This is a genomic window from Leisingera aquaemixtae, from assembly GCF_001458395.1.
In the GTDB taxonomy this organism is placed as follows: domain Bacteria; phylum Pseudomonadota; class Alphaproteobacteria; order Rhodobacterales; family Rhodobacteraceae; genus Leisingera; species Leisingera aquaemixtae.
In genome coordinates this window covers 55,498-74,291 of the sequence record NZ_CYSR01000022.1, presented here as the reverse complement: position 1 = coordinate 74,291, position 18,794 = coordinate 55,498, and the positions used below count along the sequence as shown (strand labels likewise).

The window sequence follows — 18,794 nt, the reverse complement described above, 5'->3', positions numbered from 1 at the left end:
GCGCCGGCTTTTTAATAGGGAGAGACGCAGGATGCTACGGGTTGCGGATGCGCTGGACGGCATCAACCGGGGTCTGGCGATGGTGATACGCTGGCTGGCGCTGCTGATGGTGCTGGCGCAATTTGCCATCGTGGTCGGGCGCTATGTGTTCGGGGTGAACTCCATCGCCGCGCAGGAAAGCGTCCTGTACATGCACGCCACCCTGTTCATGCTGGCGGCCGGCTATACGCTGCTGGTCGACAAGCATGTGCGCGTGGATGTGTTCTATGCGGGCCTCAGCCCCCGGGCCCAGCGCCGTATCGATATTTTCGGCCATCTGGTCCTGCTGCTGCCGTCGATGGCGGCGCTGCTGTACTGGTCCTGGCCGTCGGTGCGCAATTCCTGGGCCATTCTTGAAGGCCCGATTGCCGTCGGCGGCCTGGAGGCCGTCTTCCTGCTGAAATCGCTGATCCCCGCCTTCTGCGTGCTGGTGATGCTGCAATCCTTCGCCCTGCTGATCCGGCTGTTCTCGGAAAGATCCCCTCAATGACGGAATATCTCGACCTGGTCATGTTCGCAGCCCTGATGGCAGCGATCCTCATGGGGTTTCCGGTGGCCTTCTCGATTGCGGGCGTTGCCATCCTGTTCGCCTATCTCGGCTGGGTCCTGGGAGTGATGGACGTTTCGCTGCTGGGGGCGCTTGGCCAGCGCGCCTTCGGGCTGCTGAGCAATCAGGTGCTGATCGCCATCCCGCTGTTTGTGCTGATGGGCGCGATCCTGGAAAAAAGCCGCATCGCCGAAGAGCTGCTGGACACCATGGGGCGGCTGTTCGGCCAGCTGAAGGGCGGTTTGGGTATCTCGGTTGTGCTGGTGGGGGCGCTGCTGGCGGCCTCGACCGGCATCGTCGGCGCCACGGTAGTGGCGATGGGCATGATCGCCCTGCCCGCGATGCTGCGCGCGGGCTATGATCCGCGGGTGGCCTCCGGCATTGTCTGCACGGCCGGCACGCTGGGGCAGATCATCCCGCCCTCGACGCTGCTGATCATCCTCGCCGACGTGATGTCCAACGCTTTCCAGCAGGCGCAGTACGAGCAGGGCAAGTTTTCGGTCGAGGCCCTGTCAGTGGGCCAGTTCTTTGCCGCGGCGCTGGTGCCGGGGCTGGTGCTGGTGGTGCTGTACCTTCTTTATATTCTGGTCCGTGGCTTCCTGCGGCCGCAGGACATGCCTTCTGCCCCGGCAGAAATGGCCCGCCCCAGCCGCGGTGAGGTGGTGCGCGCGGTGGTGCCGCCGATCCTGCTGATCTTTGCCGTGCTGGGTGCAATCCTTGGCGGCGTGGCCACACCGACGGAGGCGGCTTCGGTCGGGGCCATCGGCGCGCTGCTGATGGCGGGCCTGCGGGCCGGCGGCCCGGTCCGGCTGATCCTGCTGGGGGCGGCCGCACTGATCCTGCTGGGCATCCTGTCGGGCGTGCACCCCATCCGTCTGCAGCGCAGCGACCTGAGCACCGGCGATTTTGCGGCGGGGCTGTTTTACGCGCTGCTGACGGCTGCGGGGGCCATTGCGGTGATCGCCGCCCTGCGCAGCGGACTGAAAAAGCGCATCCTGCATGAGGCCGTGACCTCAACCGCGACGATGACCGCGATGATCTTTGCCACCATCCTGGCGGCGGGCATGTTCTCGCTGGTGTTCATCGGGCTGGGCGGCGAGGAGCGGGTGGCGCATATCCTGGGCAACATGCCGGGCGGCCCGTCCGGGGCGCTGCTGTTTTGCATGCTGTTCATCTTTGTGCTGGGCTTCTTCCTCGATTTCGTCGAGATCTCGGTGATCGTGCTGCCGCTGGTCACGCCGACACTGATCCTGATGGGTCATGACCCGGTCTGGCTGGGCATTCTGATCGCCATCAACCTGCAGACCAGCTTCCTGACCCCGCCGTTCGGCTTTTCGCTGTTCTACCTGCGCGGCGCCGCGCCGGAGGAGGTCACCACCCGCCACATTTATCAGGGGGTGGTGCCCTTTATCGGCTTGCAAGCGCTAGGGGTCCTGCTGGTCTGGCTGATCCCCGGCCTGGCAACCTGGCTGCCCGCGGCGATTTTCTAACGCTCCGACGGAAACGGCAGCGGGGCTGCCGGCCGCAGCCAGGCAGCCCAAACCAGCGCCGGCTCGGGTGGGATGTGCCCGGCTACTCTGCCGCCGGGGGCTTGCGCGGCGCGGCCAGCTGCTCCCTGAGACTCATGGGGGCGGCGGGCGGCTCATCAAAATTCAGGCCTTCCTCCAGATGGCGCAGATGCTCATCCGCAAGCCGGACCAGCTCATCCGTCTTGCCGGCCTCCAGCGCATCGACGATCCGGTCGTGCTCATCCTCGGCGCAGGAGGAACTGCCAGTGGGGGAATAAAGCCCCAAAATCAGTGTGCTGCGCATGGTCAGCTCTGACAGGAACCGCTCCAGCACAAGATTGCCGGCGATATAGGCAATCCGCATGTGAAACTGCCGCGAGGCGCGCAGTTCCGCCGGTTTGTCACCCGCCTTGCGCGCCTTGGCTTCCTCCTGAATATTGCCGCGCAGAAAAGCGATGTCCTCTGCTGAGGCCTGGCCGGAGGCGTGGCGCGCAATCGTGCGTTCGATCGCGCGGCGGGCCTGGAAGATGTCGCGCGCCTCTTTCGGCGAAGGTGTCATCACAAAGGCGCCGCGGTTCGGGCGCAGCTCCACCACCTGCTGCGCCGCCAGCGAGGCGAGCGCCCGGCGCACATTGGCGCGGTTGCAGGCAAACAAATCGCTCAGCGCCTGTTCACCCAGCTTGGTTCCGGCCGGGAGTCGCTGCTCGGAAATCGCATCGAGAATCGCATTCACGATCTGATTTTCGGGAGAATCCTTCATCGGGCCTCAAAAAAGTTTTCCTGCGCTGCCGCAACTTAAGGGCCGTCAGGGCACTTGGCAATGGCGCCAGGGCAGGCGCCGGCTTGACCTGTTATCATTAATTGTTAACAATAAATGATAACAAAGGAGGAGCGCATGAAAATTCTGGTCGTCAATCCCAACTCCACCGAGTCGATGACACGGAAGATTGTTGAGGCCGCTCAGGCCGCTGCCAGCCCCGGCGTGACCATTCTGGGCGCAACCGCAGCCGGCGCGCCTGCCAGCATCGAAGGCCATTTTGACGAGGCGATGTCGCTGCCTGGCCTGCTGGCGCAGGTGGCGGCGGGTGAGGAACAGGGCGTGGACGGCATTGTCGTTGCCTGTTTCGACGACCCCGGCATAGGCGCCTGCCGCGAGCTGGCCACCGGCCCGGTGCTGGGCATCTGCGAAGCGGCGGTGAAGGCGGCCAGCATGCTGGCAACCTCCTTCACCGTGGTCACCACGCTGCCCCGCGCGGTGCCGGTGATCGAACATCTGATACACGGCTATGGCCTGTCACACCAGTGCCGCCGGGTGCGCTCTGCTGCGATCCCGGTGCTGGCGCTGGAGGAAGAAGGCCCGGACGCGCGCCAGAAGATCCGCGCCGAGATCCTGCGCGCCATCGAAGAGGATCATTGCGAGGCGGTTGTGCTGGGCTGTGCCGGCATGGCCGATCTCACCCAATGGCTCAGCCAGGAGACGGGCATCCCCGTCATCGACGGGGTCAGCGCGGCAACGCGGATGATCGAGGCGCTGGCAGGCTGCGGCCTGAAGACCAGCAAGATCAACGCCTATGCGCGCCCCAACCGGAAATAGTGGTATCGTCAGGGAGGAAGACATGACCATGAATGCAGAATTGGAAGCCATCGCCAAAGGCGGCGGCATCGGGGAACACAGCGGCAAGGGGATCGGGGAGGAGAGCCTTGCACCGCAGGAAACCAGGATCATGGATCCGTGGTCCTATCTGTTTGCCTGGCTCGGCGGCTGCGTGTCGATTGGCACCTTCACCATCGGCTCCGGCCTGGTGGGCACGCTGAACCTGCTGCAGACCTTTGTCGCGATTGCAATCGGCTGCACGGTGATCGGCCTCGCGCTGATGATCAACGGGCAGGCCGGCCACAAATACGGCATCCCCTTCATGGTGCAGGCGCGCTCTGCGTTCGGGTTTGCCGGCACCCGGCTGCCCGCGCTGGTGCGTTCCGTTCCCGCAATCGTCTGGTTCGGCTTTCAAAGCTGGATCGGCGCCGGGGCGCTGAACCTCGTCTCCGACACGCTGTTTGGCTATGACAACATCGTGGTCTTCTTCATCGGCTTCCAGCTCTTGCAGATCGGGCTGTCGGTGCTGGGCTTTCACGGCATCAAATGGCTGGAGAACATCGGCTCAGTCTTCATCATCGGCTCGCTGGTCTACATGTTCATCAGCGTGATCAGCAAATACGGCGAGGAAATCTCCGCCAATCTGGTCAACGTCGAAGGTACCTGGGGCGCGCCCTTCTGGGGAGCCACCATGCTGTTCCTGGGCATCTACAGCACCATGATGCTGAATGTCTCGGACTATTCGCGCGAGCTGCGCCAGAACGTCGGCCCGTTCCGCCAGGTGGCGATCTATGCCAACTCGATCCTGCCCGCGACGCTGTTCATGGGTCTGATCGGCCTGATGGTCTCCGGCGCGACTGGCGAGGTCGACCCGATCAAGGTGTTCTCCAGCGCGGTCGACAACAAGCCGCTCTTGGTCATCACCCTGCTGTTCATCGCCTTTGCCCAGGTCACCACCAACATTCTGAACAACGTGGTGCCGCCGGCCTATGCGCTGATGGATATCTTCAAGATCAAGTTCAAGACCTCCGCCGTGATCGTCGGCGTGCTCGCCTTTGCCACCTTCCCGTGGGAGCTGGTGAAGGACGAATCCGCCGCAGGCCTCAGCCTGTTCATCCAGACCTATTCCGCCTTCCTGGGCCCGATCTTTGCGATCCTGGTGGTGGACTACTTCATCCTGCGTAAGCAAACGCTGGATCTGGACAAGCTTTATGATGAAACCGGCCCCTACCACGGCGTCAACTGGGCCGCGGTGATTGCGATGGGCATCGGGGTTGCAGCGGCGCTGATCTTCTCCGGCATCTCCTGGTACGCCAGCCTGCTGCCTGCCGGTCTGTCCTATTACCTGCTGATGCAGCATCTGCCGTCGGCCAAGCGGTTTATGAGCTGACCGCACTGCAACGCGCTAAAAGGAGGGCTCCGCTTCTGGCGGAGCCTTCTTTCTTTGTAGGCACAATTTTTGATCAGGGTTTAATCCGGAGGCAGGCCAACCGCGCCAGTGGAGGTATCGGAAAAAAGGGCTGCTTGCCGGCAGTTCCTGTGCCGCCCCGCCGAAAAACATGTAAATGCATATATGTACGAAGCATGGGACTGGGCCAGATGCCGCTCCAGATGCCTCTTTCAAAGGGCTTTCAAATTTGCAAATACATGTATATTTTGAAACGCAGTCCATAACCGGACGCGAAAAGCGGCGTTCAGACCGCGCACAACGGGAGAAATAGAATGACTGCAGCCAATACATTGGACGGCCTGGGCGCGATGATCCTGTCCGGACAGGTCGAAGTGGTGGACTGCTCCGGCACTCTGGGGCCTGAGACACCGATCCTGCGCCTGCCCGAGGATTTCGCCAAGAACACGCCCAAGGTCGAAATCCACAAGATCAGCGAATACGACGAGGACGGCCCGTTTTTTGCCTGGAACTGGATGGTTCTGGGGGAGCATTCGGGCACCCATTTCGACGCCCCGCACCACTGGATCACCGGCAAGGACTATAGCGACGGCTATACCGATACGCTGGATGTGCAGCGCCTGGTGGCGCCGGTCAATGTGATCGACTGCTCCAAGGAAAGCGCCGAGAACCCGGATTTTCTGCTGACGGCAGACCTGATCAAGGCCTGGGAGGCGGAGCACGGCGAGATTGGCGCGGGCGAATGGGTGGTGATGCGCACCGACTGGGACAAGCGCGCCGGTGACGAGGACGCCTTCCTGAACGCGGATGATACTGGCCCGCACAGCCCCGGGCCGACCCCGGACGCGGTTGAATACCTGCTGTCGAAGAAAATCGCCGGCTGGGGCAGCCAGTGCATCGGTACTGATGCAGGCCAGGCCGGCGGGATGGAGCCGCCCTACCCGGCCCACAACCTGCTGCACCGGGACAACTGCTTTGGCCTGGCCTCGCTGGCCAATCTGGACAAGCTCCCGCCCAAGGGCGCGCTGCTGATTGCCGCGCCGCTGAAGATCAAGCGCGGCACCGGCAGCCCGATCCGGGCTCTGGCTCTGGTGCCGCGGGGCTGAGGCAGGTAACGCGCCCGCATCACCCCCGGAGCCGGCGCCGATGCGCGGGCGGCGGCTCCGGATCTTATCTGGCGTAAAGGAAAGATGCATGACTGCAAATGAAACCGCAGCACCGCAAGCTGCCGCGGAGGCAACATCCCCGCTGCCGCGGCTGGGGGAGATCGGGCTGGAAAACTTCCCGCCTTACCTGATGAACCGCATCATGGGGCGCTACAACGCGGCCCTGCGCGAGGAGATGGCGGCGCATGGGCTGACCACGGCCAAGATGCGGGCCTTGGCGGTCCTGTCGGTGCTGGACGGTCTGCTGATCCGCGACTTGTCGGTGTATGCGGTGGTGGAGCAATCCACCCTCAGCCGGGCGCTGGATGCGCTGGAGCGCGACGGGCTGGTTCTGCGCCAGTCCGATCCCGATGACAGCCGCGCCACCCGCATTGTGATGACCCCGAAGGGCCGCGAAACCCACGAGGGGCTTTGGCCGCATGTGGCGGAGGCCTGCGCGCAGATGTTCAAGGGCATCGACCCGGAGGAACAGCGCGCCTTTACCGCCACGCTGCAGAAGATCCTGCGCAACGTGCGCGTGAACCAATTCTGATCCCGGACCGCAACCAAGGAGGCGCCAATGGCCGAAAGATCGTTCAAGGCTGAGGTCGAGCATCTGCGCCAAGGTGCAGGCAGCAGCTTTACCGGCGAGGGCATTCTGGCCATCACCAAGGCGCTTCTGGAGAACGGCGTGGGATACGTCGGCGGCTACCAGGGGGCGCCGATTTCGCATCTGATGGATGTGCTGGCCGATGCAGAGGACCTGCTGGGCGAGTTGGGCGTGCGCTACGAGGCCAACGCCTCCGAAGCCGCCGCCGCGGCGATGCTGGCGGCCTCTGTCCACTATCCGATCCGCGGCGCGGTTACCTTCAAAGGGTCGGTCGGGGTCAATGTGGCCTCGGACGCGCTGGCCAACCTCGCCTCCTCCGGGGTCACTGGCGGCGCCATCATCATCGTCGGCGAGGACTACGGCGAGGGCTCCTCGATCATGCAGGAGCGGTCTTATGCCTTTGCAATGAAATCCCAGTTCTGGCTGCTTGATCCGCGGCCGAACCTGCCGTCCATCGTGAAATCGGTGGGCGACAGCTTTGCCCTGTCGGAGGCGTCGAACACGCCGGTCATGCTGATGGTGCGGATCCGCTCTTGCCATGTGACCGGCACCTTTGAGTGCCGCGAAAACCAGCGGCCGCCGCTGACCGTGCGCGAGGCGCTGTCCAATCCGCAGCGCGATTTCAAACGCGTGGTGCTGCCGCCGATGTCCTATCAGCATGAGCACGACAAGATCGAAAACCGCTGGCCCGCGGCGGAGAAGTTCATCCTGGAGCATGGGCTGAACGAGCGCTTTGGCCCGCAGGACGGCAAGGTTGGCCTGATCTGCCTGGGCGGTATGTACAACAGCGTGATCCGCGCCCTGCAGCGGCTGGGGCTGGCGGATGTCAGCGGCAACACCGATGTGCCGCTTTATGTGATGAATGTGGCCTACCCGCTGGTGCAAAGCGACCTCCTTGACTTCTGCGCGGGCAAGGACGCTGTGCTGATGGTGGAGGAGGGCCAGCCGGAGTTCATCGAACAACAGCTGGGCAACATGCTGTTCAAGGCGGGCAGCCAGACCAAGCTGGAGGGCAAGGGCATCTTCCCGAAAGCGGGTGAATACACCGGCCAGGTGATGATGGACGGGCTGGATGATTTCTTCCGCAAATATGCTGCCCACCTGCTTCCCGGCCAGGTGCGCGCGCCCAACACGCCGCAGCCGGAGATCCCGGATCTGAGCCAGACCGTGCCGATCCGCCCGCCGGGCTTCTGCACCGGCTGCCCGGAGCGGCCGATCTTTGCCTCGATGAAGCTGGTTGAGCAGGAACTGGGCAAGCATCAGATCTCGGCGGACATCGGCTGCCACCTGTTTGCGGCACTGCCGCCGTTCGAAATCGGCGGTCAGACGATGGGTTACGGGCTGGGACCGGCCTCCAACGCGGCCTTTGACGGCGGCGGCGAAAAGCGCGCGATCTCGATCATCGGGGACGGCGGGTTCTGGCACAACGGCCTTAGCACCTCGATCGGCAACATGGTGTTCAACAAGTCGGACAGCGTGGCGATCATCGTCGACAACTATTATTCGGCGGCAACCGGCGGCCAGGACATCCCGTCAAGCCGCGCCACGAACGCCAGCAAGTCGACCAACAACCCGATCACCAAGGCGCTGGAGGGCGCGGGCGTCAAATGGATCCGGCAGATCGACCGGACCTATGACGTCACCAGAATGCGCGAGACCATCCGCGAGGCGCTGACCACCGATTACGACGGGCCGAAAGTGATCGTCGCTTCCTCCGAATGCATGCTGAACCGGCAGCGCCGCGAAAAGCCGCAGCGCAACAAGGCGGTCAAGGACGGTGCGCGGGTGGAGATCCCCCGCTTTGGCGTTGATGAGGACATCTGTACCGGCGATCACGCCTGCATCCGCCTGTCCGGCTGCCCGTCGCTGTCGCTGAAGACGCTGGACGACCCGCTGCGCGACGATCCGGTGGCGCATATAGACCAGTCCTGCGTCGGCTGCGGCAACTGCGGCGAGGTGGCGGACGCCGCCATTCTCTGCCCCTCCTTTTATGAGGCGCGCGTGGTGCACAACCCCAGCGGCTTTGAACGCTGGGCGGCTGGATTGCGCAGCCGCGTGATCTCCTGGCTTCAGACCCGCCGCGCGGCGCGGCGCCTTACCTTCAACGGCACGGCCTCCGGGAGGATTGCACCATGACCATCGAAATGCCGCTTGCGGCCCGCCCGGACGGCCCGGGCGGGCAAGGCGTGATCAAGCTGGCCGTTCTTGCCGTTGGCGGCCAGGGCGGCGGGGTGCTGACCAACTGGATCGAATCCCTCGCCCGCAGCCAGGATTACAGCGCCCAGGCCACCAGCGTCGCCGGCGTTGCCCAGCGCACCGGCGCCACCATCTATTACATCGAGATGGCGCCGGGCAGCGTGCCGCACCCTGTGTTCTCGCTGGCGCCGGCGCCGGGCGACGTGGACGTGATGATCGCCGCCGAGATGATGGAGGCCGGCCGCGCCATCATGCGCGGCTTCGTGACCCCGGACCGGACCACGCTGATCGCCTCGACCCACCGGGCGCTGGCGGTGTCCGAGAAGATGGTGCCGGGCGACGGCATCGCCAGCGCGGAGGAGGTGCGCGCCGCCGCCGGAATCGCGGCCCGCAAGCTGGTGATGGCCGATATGGACAGCGCCGCAGTCCGGGCGGGTTCGGTGATTTCCGCCTCGCTGTTCGGGGCCCTGGCAGGCTCTGGCGCGCTGCCCTTCCCCAAAGCCGCGTTCGAGGACGCAATCCGCGCCAGCGGTAAAGGCGTTGAGGCGAGCCTGCGGGCCTTTGCCGCCGGTTTCGATCTGGCGGAGCAAGGCGAGCGGCCGGAGCCTGCACCCGCCGCAGAAACTCCGGCGGAGGCCGCAGGCCCAGGCAAGGCGCTGACCGCCTGGAACGGGCTCATGGCACGGGTTGCGCAGTTTCCGGCCGGGGTGCAGGAGATGGCCGTGCCGGGCCTGCGCAAGGTGGTGGATTTTCAGGATACGGCTTACGGAACCGAATACCTGGACCGGTTGCAGCGGGTGCTGGATCGCGACAGCGCGGACCAGGGATATGAGCTTGGCCGCGAGGCGGCGAAGCATATCGCCAATGCAATGGCGTATGACGACGTGATCCGGGTTGCCGACCTCAAGACCCGCAGCACCCGCTTTGGCCGTATTGAGAGCGAGATGGGATCGCAGGGCAAGCTGATGACCCTGACCGACTATCTGCACCCCCGCGCCGAGGAGATCGCGGGGCTGCTGCCCGCCCGCCTGGGCGCGCGGGTGGAGACCAGCCCGAAATGGATGGCCCGCCTCGACACGCTGTTCAGCAAGGGCCGCCGTATCCGCACGGACAGCCTGCGCGGCTTTGCGGTGCTGTATCTATTGGGCGGTCTGCGCGGCTGGCGCCGCCGCAGCCTGCGGCACGCGCAGGAGCAGGCGCATCTGGACCAATGGCTGGCCGCCGCGCTTGGCTATCTGCCGCAAAGCTACGGCATGGCAGTCGAGGTGATCCGCTGCCGCCGCCTGATCAAAGGCTATTCGGACACGCACGCGCGGGGGCATTCGAAGTTCGACATTGTGATGCAGGGCGCCACGCTGGTGGCAGGGCGCGAAGACGGGCCGCAATGGGTGGCCCGCCTGCGCGAGGCCGCCTTGCAGGACGAAAAGGGAGAGGCCCTGGACGGCGCGCTTAGAACCATCCGGAGCTTCGCGGCATAGCCGGGCCAAGGCGGCCGGCAGGTCGCGGGGGGTGGATGCGCGGCTATTGCGCCGGTCAGGGAAGGACAGCGGTCGCGAAATTCCGAATCAACCGGGCCGCCGACCGCCTGACATAGCTGCGCCACCAAAGTTTTTTATGCGTTTGCATATAAACTTACTTGAAGCTTAAAACTTCATGCTTGAAGGTGAGACAGCCTGGACCTAGGCTTTTTCAAGGGCGCCCGGAAAACAAGGGACAGCAAACCGCCCGGTCTGCGCGCCGCCACACATCCAGGGAGACCAACATGACATTCCGCACACTTTCCGCCGCCGTCCTTTTAGGGGCTGCCACGCTCACCACCGCCTCTGCCCAGGCCGGGGAAGTCACGCTGAAGGCGGTGACTGCCTTTGCCACCGGCACAACTTTTTCCCGTGATTTCGAAGCCTTCGTTGACTGGGTCAACGAGAACGGAGAGGGTGTGGTGCAGATCGACCTGCTGGGCGGGCCGGAAGCCGTGCCGCCCTTTGAACTGGGCAATGCAGTGCAGGCGGGGATCGTCGACATCGCCAACAACACCACCGCCTACTATCCGAACCTGCTGCCTGCCGGCGACGCGCTGCACCTGGCGCAGAACACCATTCAGGACCAGCGGGCGAATGGCTGCTACGAGTTGATCGACCAGGTCCACCAGGACCAGATGGGTGTGAAATACCTCGCCCGCGTGGGTGATCACATGAATTATCATCTATATCTGACCAAGCCGCTGGAAGGCCCGGACCTGACCGGACTGACCATCCGCACCACGCCGGTCTACCGCGCCATGTTCGAAAAACTGGGGGCCACGCTGGTGCGCACCGCACCGGGCGAGGTCTACACCGCGCTGGAGCGCGGGGCGATCGACGGCTATGGCTGGCCCAGCCAGGGCGTGCTGGACCTTGGCTGGCACGAACAGACCGCCTATCGCGTCGATCCCGGCTTTTATCAGGTGGACGTGAACTTCCTGGTCAACCTCGACAGCTGGAACGGCCTGAGCGATGAGCAGCGCGCCCTGCTGGAAAAAGGCGCGGCCTGGATCGAAGAGCAGAACGCCGGGAACATCGCCCGCAACGAGGCCGAGGCCAAAGCCCAGGCCGAGGCGGGGATCAAGACCATTACCCTGGACGGCGAGAACGGGAAGCTGTGGAGCGAGACCGCGCAGACCGAAGGCTGGGGCGAAGTGATGAAGACAGACCCGCAGCTTGGGGAAAAGCTGCAGGCCTGCCTGCTGAAGTGATGGGACCGGGGCGGCCTGATGCCGCCCCGCCTCTGTGCCCATGACCCGCTTAGACCGCAGTTTCGGCGCCCTGCTCACCGGCCTGGCCGTGCTCAGCGCTGCCCTTCTCGCCGCGATCACCCTGGTGATTCCGCTCAATGTGCTGTTGCGCAACCTCGGCCTGCCGGTGATCTACGGCGCGCTCGATGCCATCGAATACGGGCTGATGGCGGCGGCATTCCTCGGGGCGCCCTGGGTGCTGCGCCTCAACGCCCATGTGCAGGTTGACCTGATCACCCATGGCCTGCCGCCGCGCGCCCGCCGCAGGGTCGTTGTGGCGGCCTGCCTGCTGGGCGCGGCAACCTGTGCCCTCCTTGGATGGGCCGGGCTGCAGGCGCTGATGCAATCTTATGCCCGCGGCTCCATGGTGCGCACGGCGTTCACCTTCCCGGAATGGTGGACGCTGACAGTGCTGCCGTTGTCGATGGCGCTGTGCACCCTCGAATTTCTGCGCAAGATCTTCCGCCCCGCGGCGGCAGACGCGCCGCTCTCCGGCCTCTGAAAGGACTGCCGATGGACTGGATCCTTACTCTGTCGCTGATGCTGGGCGGCCTGGCCGCGCTGCTGCTGATCGGTCTGCCGGTGGCCTTCGCCTTCATCACCGTCACCATGATCGGCGCTTACGAGGTGCTGGGCGGCGACCGCGGCCTGCTGCAGCTGGCGCGCAATGCCACCCAGTCAATTGCCAATTTCCAGATGGCGCCGATCCCGCTGTTCATCCTGATGGGAGAGATCCTGTTCCAGACCGGCATCGCCCACCGCGCCATCGACGCGATCGAGCGGGTGGTCACCCGGGTGCCCGGGCGGCTGTCGGTGGTCACGGTGTTCGGTGGCACCATCTTTGCCGCGCTGTCAGGATCGACCATCGCCAATACCGCCATGCTGGGCTCCACCCTGATGCCGGGGATGCTGCAGCGGGGCTATCACCCGACCATGGCGATGGGGCCGATCATGGCCTCGGGCGCCATTGCCATGCTCATTCCGCCGTCGGCGCTGGCGGTGCTGGTCGGCAGTTTGGCAGGGATTTCCATCGCCGGGCTGCTGGTGGCGGGCGTCATGCCTGCGCTGCTGCTGGCCGCCGCCTTCGTCGTCTATATCGTGACCCGCAGCCTGCTGGATCCAACGGTGGCGCCGCCGGACGACCTGCCCCAGATGAGTCTGGGAGAGCGCTGGCGGCCCTTCCTGGTATATGTGGCGCCGCTGTCGGTGCTGTTCGCCGTGGTGATCGGCAGCCTGCTGCTGGGTTTCGCCACGCCTACGGAATCCGCCGCGCTTGGCTGTCTGGCGGCGCTTGCCACCGGTGCGGCCTACCGCTCGCTGTCGTTTGACAAGGTCGCCAAGGCGCTGATGGAAACCGTGAAGCTGTCGGTGATGATCCTTTTCATCATGGCCGCCAGCCAGACCTTTGCCCAGGTGCTGTCCTTCAGCGGCGCCACCAATGGGCTGATCAAGGCAATCAACGCGGTGGACCCGACCCCCACCATGGTGCTGGTTGGCATGATCGTGATCCTGCTGCTGCTCGGCTGTTTCGTCGATCAGGTGTCGATGCTGATGGTCACCGTGCCGGTGTTTGTGCCGCTGGCGGGACAGATGGGGATCAACGAACTGGTGCTGGGCGTGGTCTACCTGCTGACCATGGAGATCGGCCTGCTGACCCCGCCCTTCGGGCTGTTGCTGTTCGTGATGCGAGGCGTGGCGCCGGAGGGCATCGGGATGAAGCACATCTATGCCGCGGTCACGCCTTTCCTGGTGATCAAGCTGGCGGTGCTGGCGTTGGTTGTCTGGCAGCCGGCCGTGGGCACCTGGCTGCCGGGGCTGATGGCAAGATAGGCGGCCGCCTTTGCGGCGGGGCTGCGGCTGTGCTGCCTGGAACCTACAACCAAGGCGGGTTTCCTTCCGCAGGTCAGGTGCGGCACCCGCCTGGCGTGCCGGAGGGCGCCCCTTGTTCGGCGCCCAAGGCAGCTTAACTCTAGTGCGACGTCTCTGAGAAGGTTGCAAACGGGTACTGCATTTTGACCGCTTCACGCCCCCCGGAACAGCTGCTGCATCCGCGCCCGGAGGGGCTTTACTGCCCGGCGGGCGATTTTTTCATCGATCCGGTGCGGCCGGTGCCGCGCGCGATGATCACGCATGGCCATGCCGACCATGCGCGCGCAGGGCACGGCACCGTCTGGGCCAGCCCGCAGACGCTGGACATCATGGCGATCCGTTACGGCGAGGCGTTTTGCGACACCCGTATTCCAGTAGAAGGCCAAACGGAGGCAGGCGGCATTCGCGTGGCATTCACCCCGGCCGGTCACGTTCTCGGGTCCTGCCAGATCACGGTGGACGATGGCAGCACCGCCATCACCGTCTCTGGCGACTATGCGCGGGCTGACAACCCGGCCTGCGCGCCGTTCCAGCTGGCGCCCTGCGATATCTTCGTGACCGAGGCGACCTTTGGCCTGCCTGTCTTCAACCATCCCGCGCCCCTTTCCGAGATCGAAAAACTGCTGCGGTCCGTCGCCGCGCAGCCTGACCGCTGCCATCTCGTCGGCGCCTACGCCTTGGGCAAGGCGCAGCGGGTCATAGCGCTGCTGAGGCAGGCAGGCTGGGAGCAGCCCATCTATATCCACGGCGCGTTGCAGCGGCTGTGCGACTACCACATCGAACAGGGCATTGACCTCGGCGACCTGCGCCCGGCGACAACCGGTGACGGCAAGGCAGCCTTCAAGGGGCAGATCATCCTTGGCCCGCCCTCGGCGTTTGCGGCAACCTGGGCGCAGCGCTTTCCCGATCCGGTCATCTGTTTTGCAAGCGGCTGGATGCAGGTGCGCGCGCGGGCCCGCCAGCGCGGTGTTGAGCTGCCGCTGATCCTCAGCGACCACGCCGACTGGCAGGATCTGACGCGGACCATCCAGGAACTGGCACCGCAACAGGTGTGGGTCACGCATGGCCGGGAGGACGCGCTGGTGCGCTGGTGCGAGTTGAACCAGATCGCCGCCCGCCCGCTGCGGCTGGTCGGCTATGAGGAGGAAGCGGACTGATGCAGTCTTTTGCCCGTGTTCTGGAGCAGCTTGCCTTTACGCCGTCGCGCAACGGCAAGATCGCGCATCTGGTAGAGGCCTTCCGCTCGATGCCGGATCCTGAACGCGGCTACGCGCTTGCCGCCTTTACGGGTGATCTTGCGCTGCGCAATGTGACGCCCTCCCTTCTGCGGGGGCTGGTGGCAGAGGAGACAGATGCCGAACTGTTCCGCCTGTCCTATGAGTTTGTCGGCGACCTGGCAGAGACCGTTGCGCTGATCTGGCCGCATTCCGGCACGGTGGCAGACATGCCCCTGACCGATGCGGTGGAGGAACTGGCCGCCACCGCAAAGGCAGAGCTGCCTGCCTTGATTGCCCGCCGCCTGACGCACATGACGCCTTCGCAGCGCTATGCCTATCTGAAACTGGCCACCGGGGGCTTGCGTGTCGGGGTGTCGGCTCAGCTTGCCAGGACGGCGCTGGCCCGGTTTGGCGGTGTTGAGGTCACCGAGATCGAAGAACTTTGGCACGGGCTTTCCCCGCCGTATCTGCCCCTGTTTGCCTGGCTAGAAGGCGGTGAAAAGCCGGTAAGCCTCGCGGCTGCCCCCTTCCGGCCGGTGATGCTGTCGACAGCCACCAACCTGGACGATCTGGCAGAGTTCGCACCGGCCGATTTCACAGCGGAATGGAAGTGGGACGGCATTCGCGTTCAGGCGGTGAATGACAGTGGCACGCGGCGTCTCTATTCCCGCACGGGAGAGGACATTTCGCGATCATTCCCCGATGTTATCGGCGCCCTCAACTTTGAGGGCACGCTGGACGGCGAACTGCTGGTCAAGCGCGGTGGCGGCATTGCCCCGTTTGGCGATCTGCAAAAGCGTTTGGGCCGCAAGAAGCCCGGCAAAGCCATTTTGGCCAGCCATCCTGCAGCGTTTCGGGCCTATGATCTGCTGTTCTGGAATGGCGAAGACTGGCGGACGCGGCCGCTGGTTCAGCGGCAAACCAGACTGCGGGATGTTGTGGCTGAACTCAGCGATCCGCGCATCGATCTCTCCCCTGCCCTTGCCTTTGCCAGCTGGCAAGAGCTGGCAGAGCTGCGCGCAAACCCGCCCGAAAGCGTGGTCGAAGGCGTCATGATCAAGCGCCGCGGCAGTGCTTATGTTGCCGGGCGCAAACGCGGCAACTGGTTCAAATGGAAGCACGATCCGATGCTTGTTGACGCCGTCATGCTGTATGCGCAGCGCGGTCATGGCAAACGCTCGGGCTATTATTCGGATTTCACCTTTGGCGTGTGGCAGGGGAACCATCTGGTGCCCGTGGGCAAGGCGTATTTCGGCTTCACCGACGCTGAGCTGAAGGAGCTGGACCGGTTCGTGCGCAACAACACCACGGACCGGTTCGGGCCGGTGCGCGCCGTCAAGCCCGAGCTGGTGCTGGAAGTCGCCTTCGAAGGCTTGAACCAATCCAGCCGCCACAAGAGCGGCCTGGCCATGCGGTTTCCCCGCATCAACCGGATCAGGACGGACAAACCGGCCTCGGAAGCCGGCACGCTGGATGAGCTGAAACAGCTTCTTTGAGTAAGGGCTGTCATGTTTAGCACTTTGCCGCCTTGCGGTACGACCGTCGCTGACAAGTGGTCTGCGTGGCCAGATCACGTCACACGGCCAGACCATGTTCCGCTGTGCTTGCCTCCTTCAGCCACATCCGTTCGGGAACAGTTCTGCCGATAGGCGCGGAAGCGCTTGGGCAGCCTTATCCCTTTACCACTAGCGCCGATTGCTGGCCTGTCATCCTGCGGACCTCAGCCACTGCCTCGGCGAGTGCCGGGCCGACTTCTTCGGAGATCCGCTGATCAGACAGCTGCTGTGAAGTGGAGCTTGCCAGAAAAGCCACCGGCTCACCCAAATCAGACGGACGGTATGGCACAGCAGCGGCGTTGATGGTCTCGGAAAACCGGTCTTCGCCCCGCACCTGGGTATAGCCTTCAGCCAGGATCTCGCCGTGCGCGGCGGTTCTGATTGCCGCAAACTCCGCCAGCAGGTCTTCGGGCTCATCCCCGCGGCTCTCAAGAAAGCGGGCAAATTCCTCATCGCTGAGCGCCCCCAGATACGCTTTGCCGCTGGAAGAAGTATGCAACGGCATCCTGTAGCCGACGTCCAGCCAGATCGAGGAAGAGTTCACCGGCCGCCAGGCTCTGGTCAGCAGCATCCGCCGGTCGTCCTTGATGCTGATCGCTGTCAAGGTACCTGTTGCATCCGCCAGCCGCTGCATCACCGGCGAAGCAATCTCTACAAAGGCAAATGAGGCTGCCGCGATGTTCCCCAGCGCCAGTGCCGCCGGACCCAGGCGGTATTTGTCGTGCCGCCGTCCATGTGTCAAATATCCAAGCGCACACAGCGTGAAGGTCAGCCTCGACACTGTCGGGCGCGGAATGCCGGTGCGTTCGGAGATTTCAAGATTGCCCAATCCGTCATCGGTGGGACGGAATGCCCTCAGGATTGTCAGACCCCGCGCCAGTGTATTGGCAAATCTTTTATCCGATGAATCGGCTGGCATTGCATTCTCTGAGTCTGTTTGGGGTCGCGCCCGTTCAGGGCCGCCGCTGTTCACCAGCCGGATACTACTGAACCGCATTTGACAGTACCAGAGAGATTGACGGGAAAGCCACCAGCAGCAGCAGCACGACCACGTCAATGCTGAGGAACCGCCAGATGCCGGAAAACACCATCCCGACCGGGGCATCCTTGCCGACGACATTTGACAGGACAAAGACGTTCAGCCCCACAGGCGGAGTAATCAGGCCGATCTCAAGAAGCTTCACCACGACCACACCAAACCAGATCAGGTTCAGCCCGTAGGATTCCACCAGCGGCACGACCAGCGGCAAGGTCAGGACCATGATACCGATCGGATCCAAGAACATGCCCAGCACAAGATAGACTGCGCAGATCGCAAGAAGCAGCGCAGCCGTCGAGAACTCAGCCTCAGAAACCCACTCCACCAGCGCCGGCGCCATTCCAGTCAGCGCGATGGCCGCAACAAATATCTTGGCACCCGCTGCCACAAAGAAAATCGCGGCAGTTTGCACACAGGTTTCCCGCACAGCCTGCCAGATTCCGGACAAATCCAGCTGCCGCTGCGCGAGGCCGATCAGCATGGTCAGAACCACGCTCACCGCCGCTGCCGCGGTAGCGGTAAAGTAGCCGCCGTAAATCCCGACCACAATTACCGCAAAGATAACCGCCGCGGGCCAAGCCCTGCGGAACGCTTTCACCTTGTCCGCTATGCTGGCCGCTTCGCCGCAGGCGGGCACCGCCGACGGGTCCGCTCTGATCCACATCGCGATTACCAGAACAAAACCGGCCAGCGTCAGCAGCCCCGGCAGGATGCCGGCAATGAACAGCTTGTTCACCGAGGTCTCGGTAAAGATCGCATAGATGATGAACAGGATGCTCGGAGGGATCAGAGAGCCAAGTGTGCCCCCGGCAGCGACGCTGGCGGTTGCCAGCCTTGGGTCATAACCAAGGCGCAGCATTTCAGGCGTGCAGATTTTACCCATGGTCGACGCGCATGCCAGACTGGAACCGGTAATCGCGGAAAACCCGCCGCACCCCATGACCGAGGCTACCGCAATGCCGCCTCGCACCCGCAACAGCCAGACCTTTGCCGCATCATACACCGCCGTTGTGATTCCGGCACGGTAAGCGATATTGCCCAGCGCAATGAATAGCGGGATCATCGACAGGTCAAAGGAATGCAGCAGGTCGAACGAGTTGTTGAAGACCAGAGCCGATGTGGCCCGGAACGCGCGCTCCGGCAAGAAAGTACCGGTCCGGAAGGCGAAAATCGAAAAGGCCGCCACAGACGCCACGCCGATCAGGGCAAAGGCAATCGGCACACGAATGGCCAGGAGGACAAGCATTACAGCAAAGGCCACAAGGCCGATCAAGGCAGGATCCACAGTCAGTCTCC

The 18,794-nt window shown here is 64.0% G+C and carries 16 protein-coding genes; 13 read left to right on the top strand and 3 right to left on the bottom strand.

All coding sequences use genetic code 11. The features are described 5' to 3' along the window. Positions 1-31: 31 nt before the first annotated feature. Together PHA8399_RS11115 and PHA8399_RS11110 are read left to right on the top strand one after the other, a co-directional pair. Complete coding sequence (locus PHA8399_RS11115) at positions 32-529, top strand: TRAP transporter small permease subunit (protein ID WP_058286219.1); 498 nt, start codon at positions 32-34, stop codon at positions 527-529. Further along, positions 526-2,076, top strand: a complete 1,551-nt coding sequence (locus PHA8399_RS11110; protein ID WP_058286218.1) for a TRAP transporter large permease — start codon at positions 526-528, stop codon at positions 2,074-2,076. Before PHA8399_RS11115 ends, PHA8399_RS11110 begins: the two co-directional genes overlap by 4 nt. Positions 2,077-2,158: 82 nt before the next feature. On the opposite strand, the gene PHA8399_RS11105 is transcribed toward PHA8399_RS11110, so the two are convergent. Continuing rightward, entirely contained in the window at positions 2,159-2,854 is a 696-nt protein-coding gene (locus tag PHA8399_RS11105; RefSeq protein WP_058286217.1) for a GntR family transcriptional regulator, read from the bottom strand. 135 nt (positions 2,855-2,989) lie between these two features. Here PHA8399_RS11105 and PHA8399_RS11100 point away from each other — a divergent pair, with 135 nt between their 5' ends. The 11 genes from PHA8399_RS11100 to PHA8399_RS11050 all read left to right on the top strand — a co-directional run bounded on the left by PHA8399_RS11100 (position 2,990) and on the right by PHA8399_RS11050 (position 16,399). Further along, entirely contained in the window at positions 2,990-3,688 is a 699-nt protein-coding gene (locus PHA8399_RS11100; protein ID WP_058286216.1) for an aspartate/glutamate racemase family protein, read from the top strand. A 22-nt stretch (positions 3,689-3,710) separates the two neighbouring features. After that, entirely contained in the window at positions 3,711-5,078 is a 1,368-nt protein-coding gene (locus PHA8399_RS11095; RefSeq protein WP_208856292.1) for an NCS1 family transporter, read from the top strand. A gap of 332 nt (positions 5,079-5,410) precedes the next feature. Then, positions 5,411-6,202 (top strand): cyclase family protein, encoded by a 792-nt coding sequence (locus PHA8399_RS11090; protein WP_058286215.1) that lies wholly within the window; start codon positions 5,411-5,413, stop codon positions 6,200-6,202. Positions 6,203-6,290: 88 nt separating this feature from the next. Further along, entirely contained in the window at positions 6,291-6,794 is a 504-nt protein-coding gene (locus tag PHA8399_RS11085) for a MarR family winged helix-turn-helix transcriptional regulator (RefSeq protein ID WP_058286214.1), read from the top strand. Positions 6,795-6,821: 27 nt separating this feature from the next. Continuing rightward, positions 6,822-8,987: a thiamine pyrophosphate-dependent enzyme gene (locus PHA8399_RS11080; protein ID WP_058286213.1), complete on the top strand. Its 2,166-nt coding sequence runs from the start codon at positions 6,822-6,824 to the stop codon at positions 8,985-8,987. Next, on the top strand, positions 8,984-10,525 hold the full coding sequence (locus tag PHA8399_RS11075) for an indolepyruvate oxidoreductase subunit beta family protein (RefSeq protein ID WP_058286212.1): 1,542 nt from the start codon (positions 8,984-8,986) through the stop codon (positions 10,523-10,525). Before PHA8399_RS11080 ends, PHA8399_RS11075 begins: the two co-directional genes overlap by 4 nt. Before the next feature lie 284 nt (positions 10,526-10,809). Next, on the top strand, positions 10,810-11,778 hold the full coding sequence (dctP, locus tag PHA8399_RS11070; protein WP_058286211.1) for a TRAP transporter substrate-binding protein DctP: 969 nt from the start codon (positions 10,810-10,812) through the stop codon (positions 11,776-11,778). A gap of 40 nt (positions 11,779-11,818) precedes the next feature. Further along, positions 11,819-12,319 carry a TRAP transporter small permease gene (locus PHA8399_RS11065; RefSeq protein WP_058286210.1) on the top strand — a complete coding sequence of 167 codons (501 nt, stop codon included), beginning with the start codon at positions 11,819-11,821 and terminating at the stop codon, positions 12,317-12,319. A gap of 11 nt (positions 12,320-12,330) precedes the next feature. Then, complete coding sequence (locus tag PHA8399_RS11060) at positions 12,331-13,647, top strand: TRAP transporter large permease (RefSeq protein ID WP_058286209.1); 1,317 nt, start codon at positions 12,331-12,333, stop codon at positions 13,645-13,647. Positions 13,648-13,829: 182 nt separating this feature from the next. Then, entirely contained in the window at positions 13,830-14,843 is a 1,014-nt protein-coding gene (locus tag PHA8399_RS11055) for a ligase-associated DNA damage response exonuclease (protein WP_058286208.1), read from the top strand. Further along, entirely contained in the window at positions 14,843-16,399 is a 1,557-nt protein-coding gene (locus PHA8399_RS11050; protein ID WP_058286207.1) for a cisplatin damage response ATP-dependent DNA ligase, read from the top strand. The genes PHA8399_RS11055 and PHA8399_RS11050 overlap by 1 nt, the downstream gene beginning before the upstream one ends. Before the next feature lie 175 nt (positions 16,400-16,574). Here PHA8399_RS11050 and PHA8399_RS11045 read toward each other — a convergent pair whose 3' ends face one another. Continuing rightward, on the bottom strand, positions 16,575-17,378 hold the full coding sequence (locus tag PHA8399_RS11045; protein ID WP_058286206.1) for an IclR family transcriptional regulator: 804 nt from the start codon (positions 17,376-17,378) through the stop codon (positions 16,575-16,577). Positions 17,379-17,442: 64 nt separating this feature from the next. Further along, positions 17,443-18,783: a TRAP transporter large permease gene (locus PHA8399_RS11040; RefSeq protein WP_058286205.1), complete on the bottom strand. Its 1,341-nt coding sequence runs from the start codon at positions 18,781-18,783 to the stop codon at positions 17,443-17,445. Between the last annotated feature and the right edge of the window lie 11 nt (positions 18,784-18,794).

What these genes read in the sequence shown, in the direction of transcription:
- dctP (WP_058286211.1), top strand. Translation starts at nt 10,810, where the DNA reads ATGACATTCCGCACACTTTCCGCCGCCGTCCTTTTAGGGGCTGCCACG.
- PHA8399_RS11115 (WP_058286219.1), top strand. Translation starts at nt 32, where the DNA reads ATGCTACGGGTTGCGGATGCGCTGGACGGCATCAACCGGGGTCTGGCG.
- PHA8399_RS11100 (WP_058286216.1), top strand. Translation starts at nt 2,990, where the DNA reads ATGAAAATTCTGGTCGTCAATCCCAACTCCACCGAGTCGATGACACGG.
- PHA8399_RS11090 (WP_058286215.1), top strand. Translation starts at nt 5,411, where the DNA reads ATGACTGCAGCCAATACATTGGACGGCCTGGGCGCGATGATCCTGTCC.
- PHA8399_RS11075 (WP_058286212.1), top strand. Translation starts at nt 8,984, where the DNA reads ATGACCATCGAAATGCCGCTTGCGGCCCGCCCGGACGGCCCGGGCGGG.
- PHA8399_RS11095 (WP_208856292.1), top strand. Translation starts at nt 3,711, where the DNA reads ATGACCATGAATGCAGAATTGGAAGCCATCGCCAAAGGCGGCGGCATC.
- PHA8399_RS11085 (WP_058286214.1), top strand. Translation starts at nt 6,291, where the DNA reads ATGACTGCAAATGAAACCGCAGCACCGCAAGCTGCCGCGGAGGCAACA.
- PHA8399_RS11105 (WP_058286217.1), bottom strand. Translation starts at nt 2,854, where the DNA reads ATGAAGGATTCTCCCGAAAATCAGATCGTGAATGCGATTCTCGATGCG.
- PHA8399_RS11045 (WP_058286206.1), bottom strand. Translation starts at nt 17,378, where the DNA reads ATGCCAGCCGATTCATCGGATAAAAGATTTGCCAATACACTGGCGCGG.
- PHA8399_RS11110 (WP_058286218.1), top strand. Translation starts at nt 526, where the DNA reads ATGACGGAATATCTCGACCTGGTCATGTTCGCAGCCCTGATGGCAGCG.
- PHA8399_RS11080 (WP_058286213.1), top strand. Translation starts at nt 6,822, where the DNA reads ATGGCCGAAAGATCGTTCAAGGCTGAGGTCGAGCATCTGCGCCAAGGT.
- PHA8399_RS11065 (WP_058286210.1), top strand. Translation starts at nt 11,819, where the DNA reads ATGACCCGCTTAGACCGCAGTTTCGGCGCCCTGCTCACCGGCCTGGCC.
- PHA8399_RS11050 (WP_058286207.1), top strand. Translation starts at nt 14,843, where the DNA reads ATGCAGTCTTTTGCCCGTGTTCTGGAGCAGCTTGCCTTTACGCCGTCG.
- PHA8399_RS11060 (WP_058286209.1), top strand. Translation starts at nt 12,331, where the DNA reads ATGGACTGGATCCTTACTCTGTCGCTGATGCTGGGCGGCCTGGCCGCG.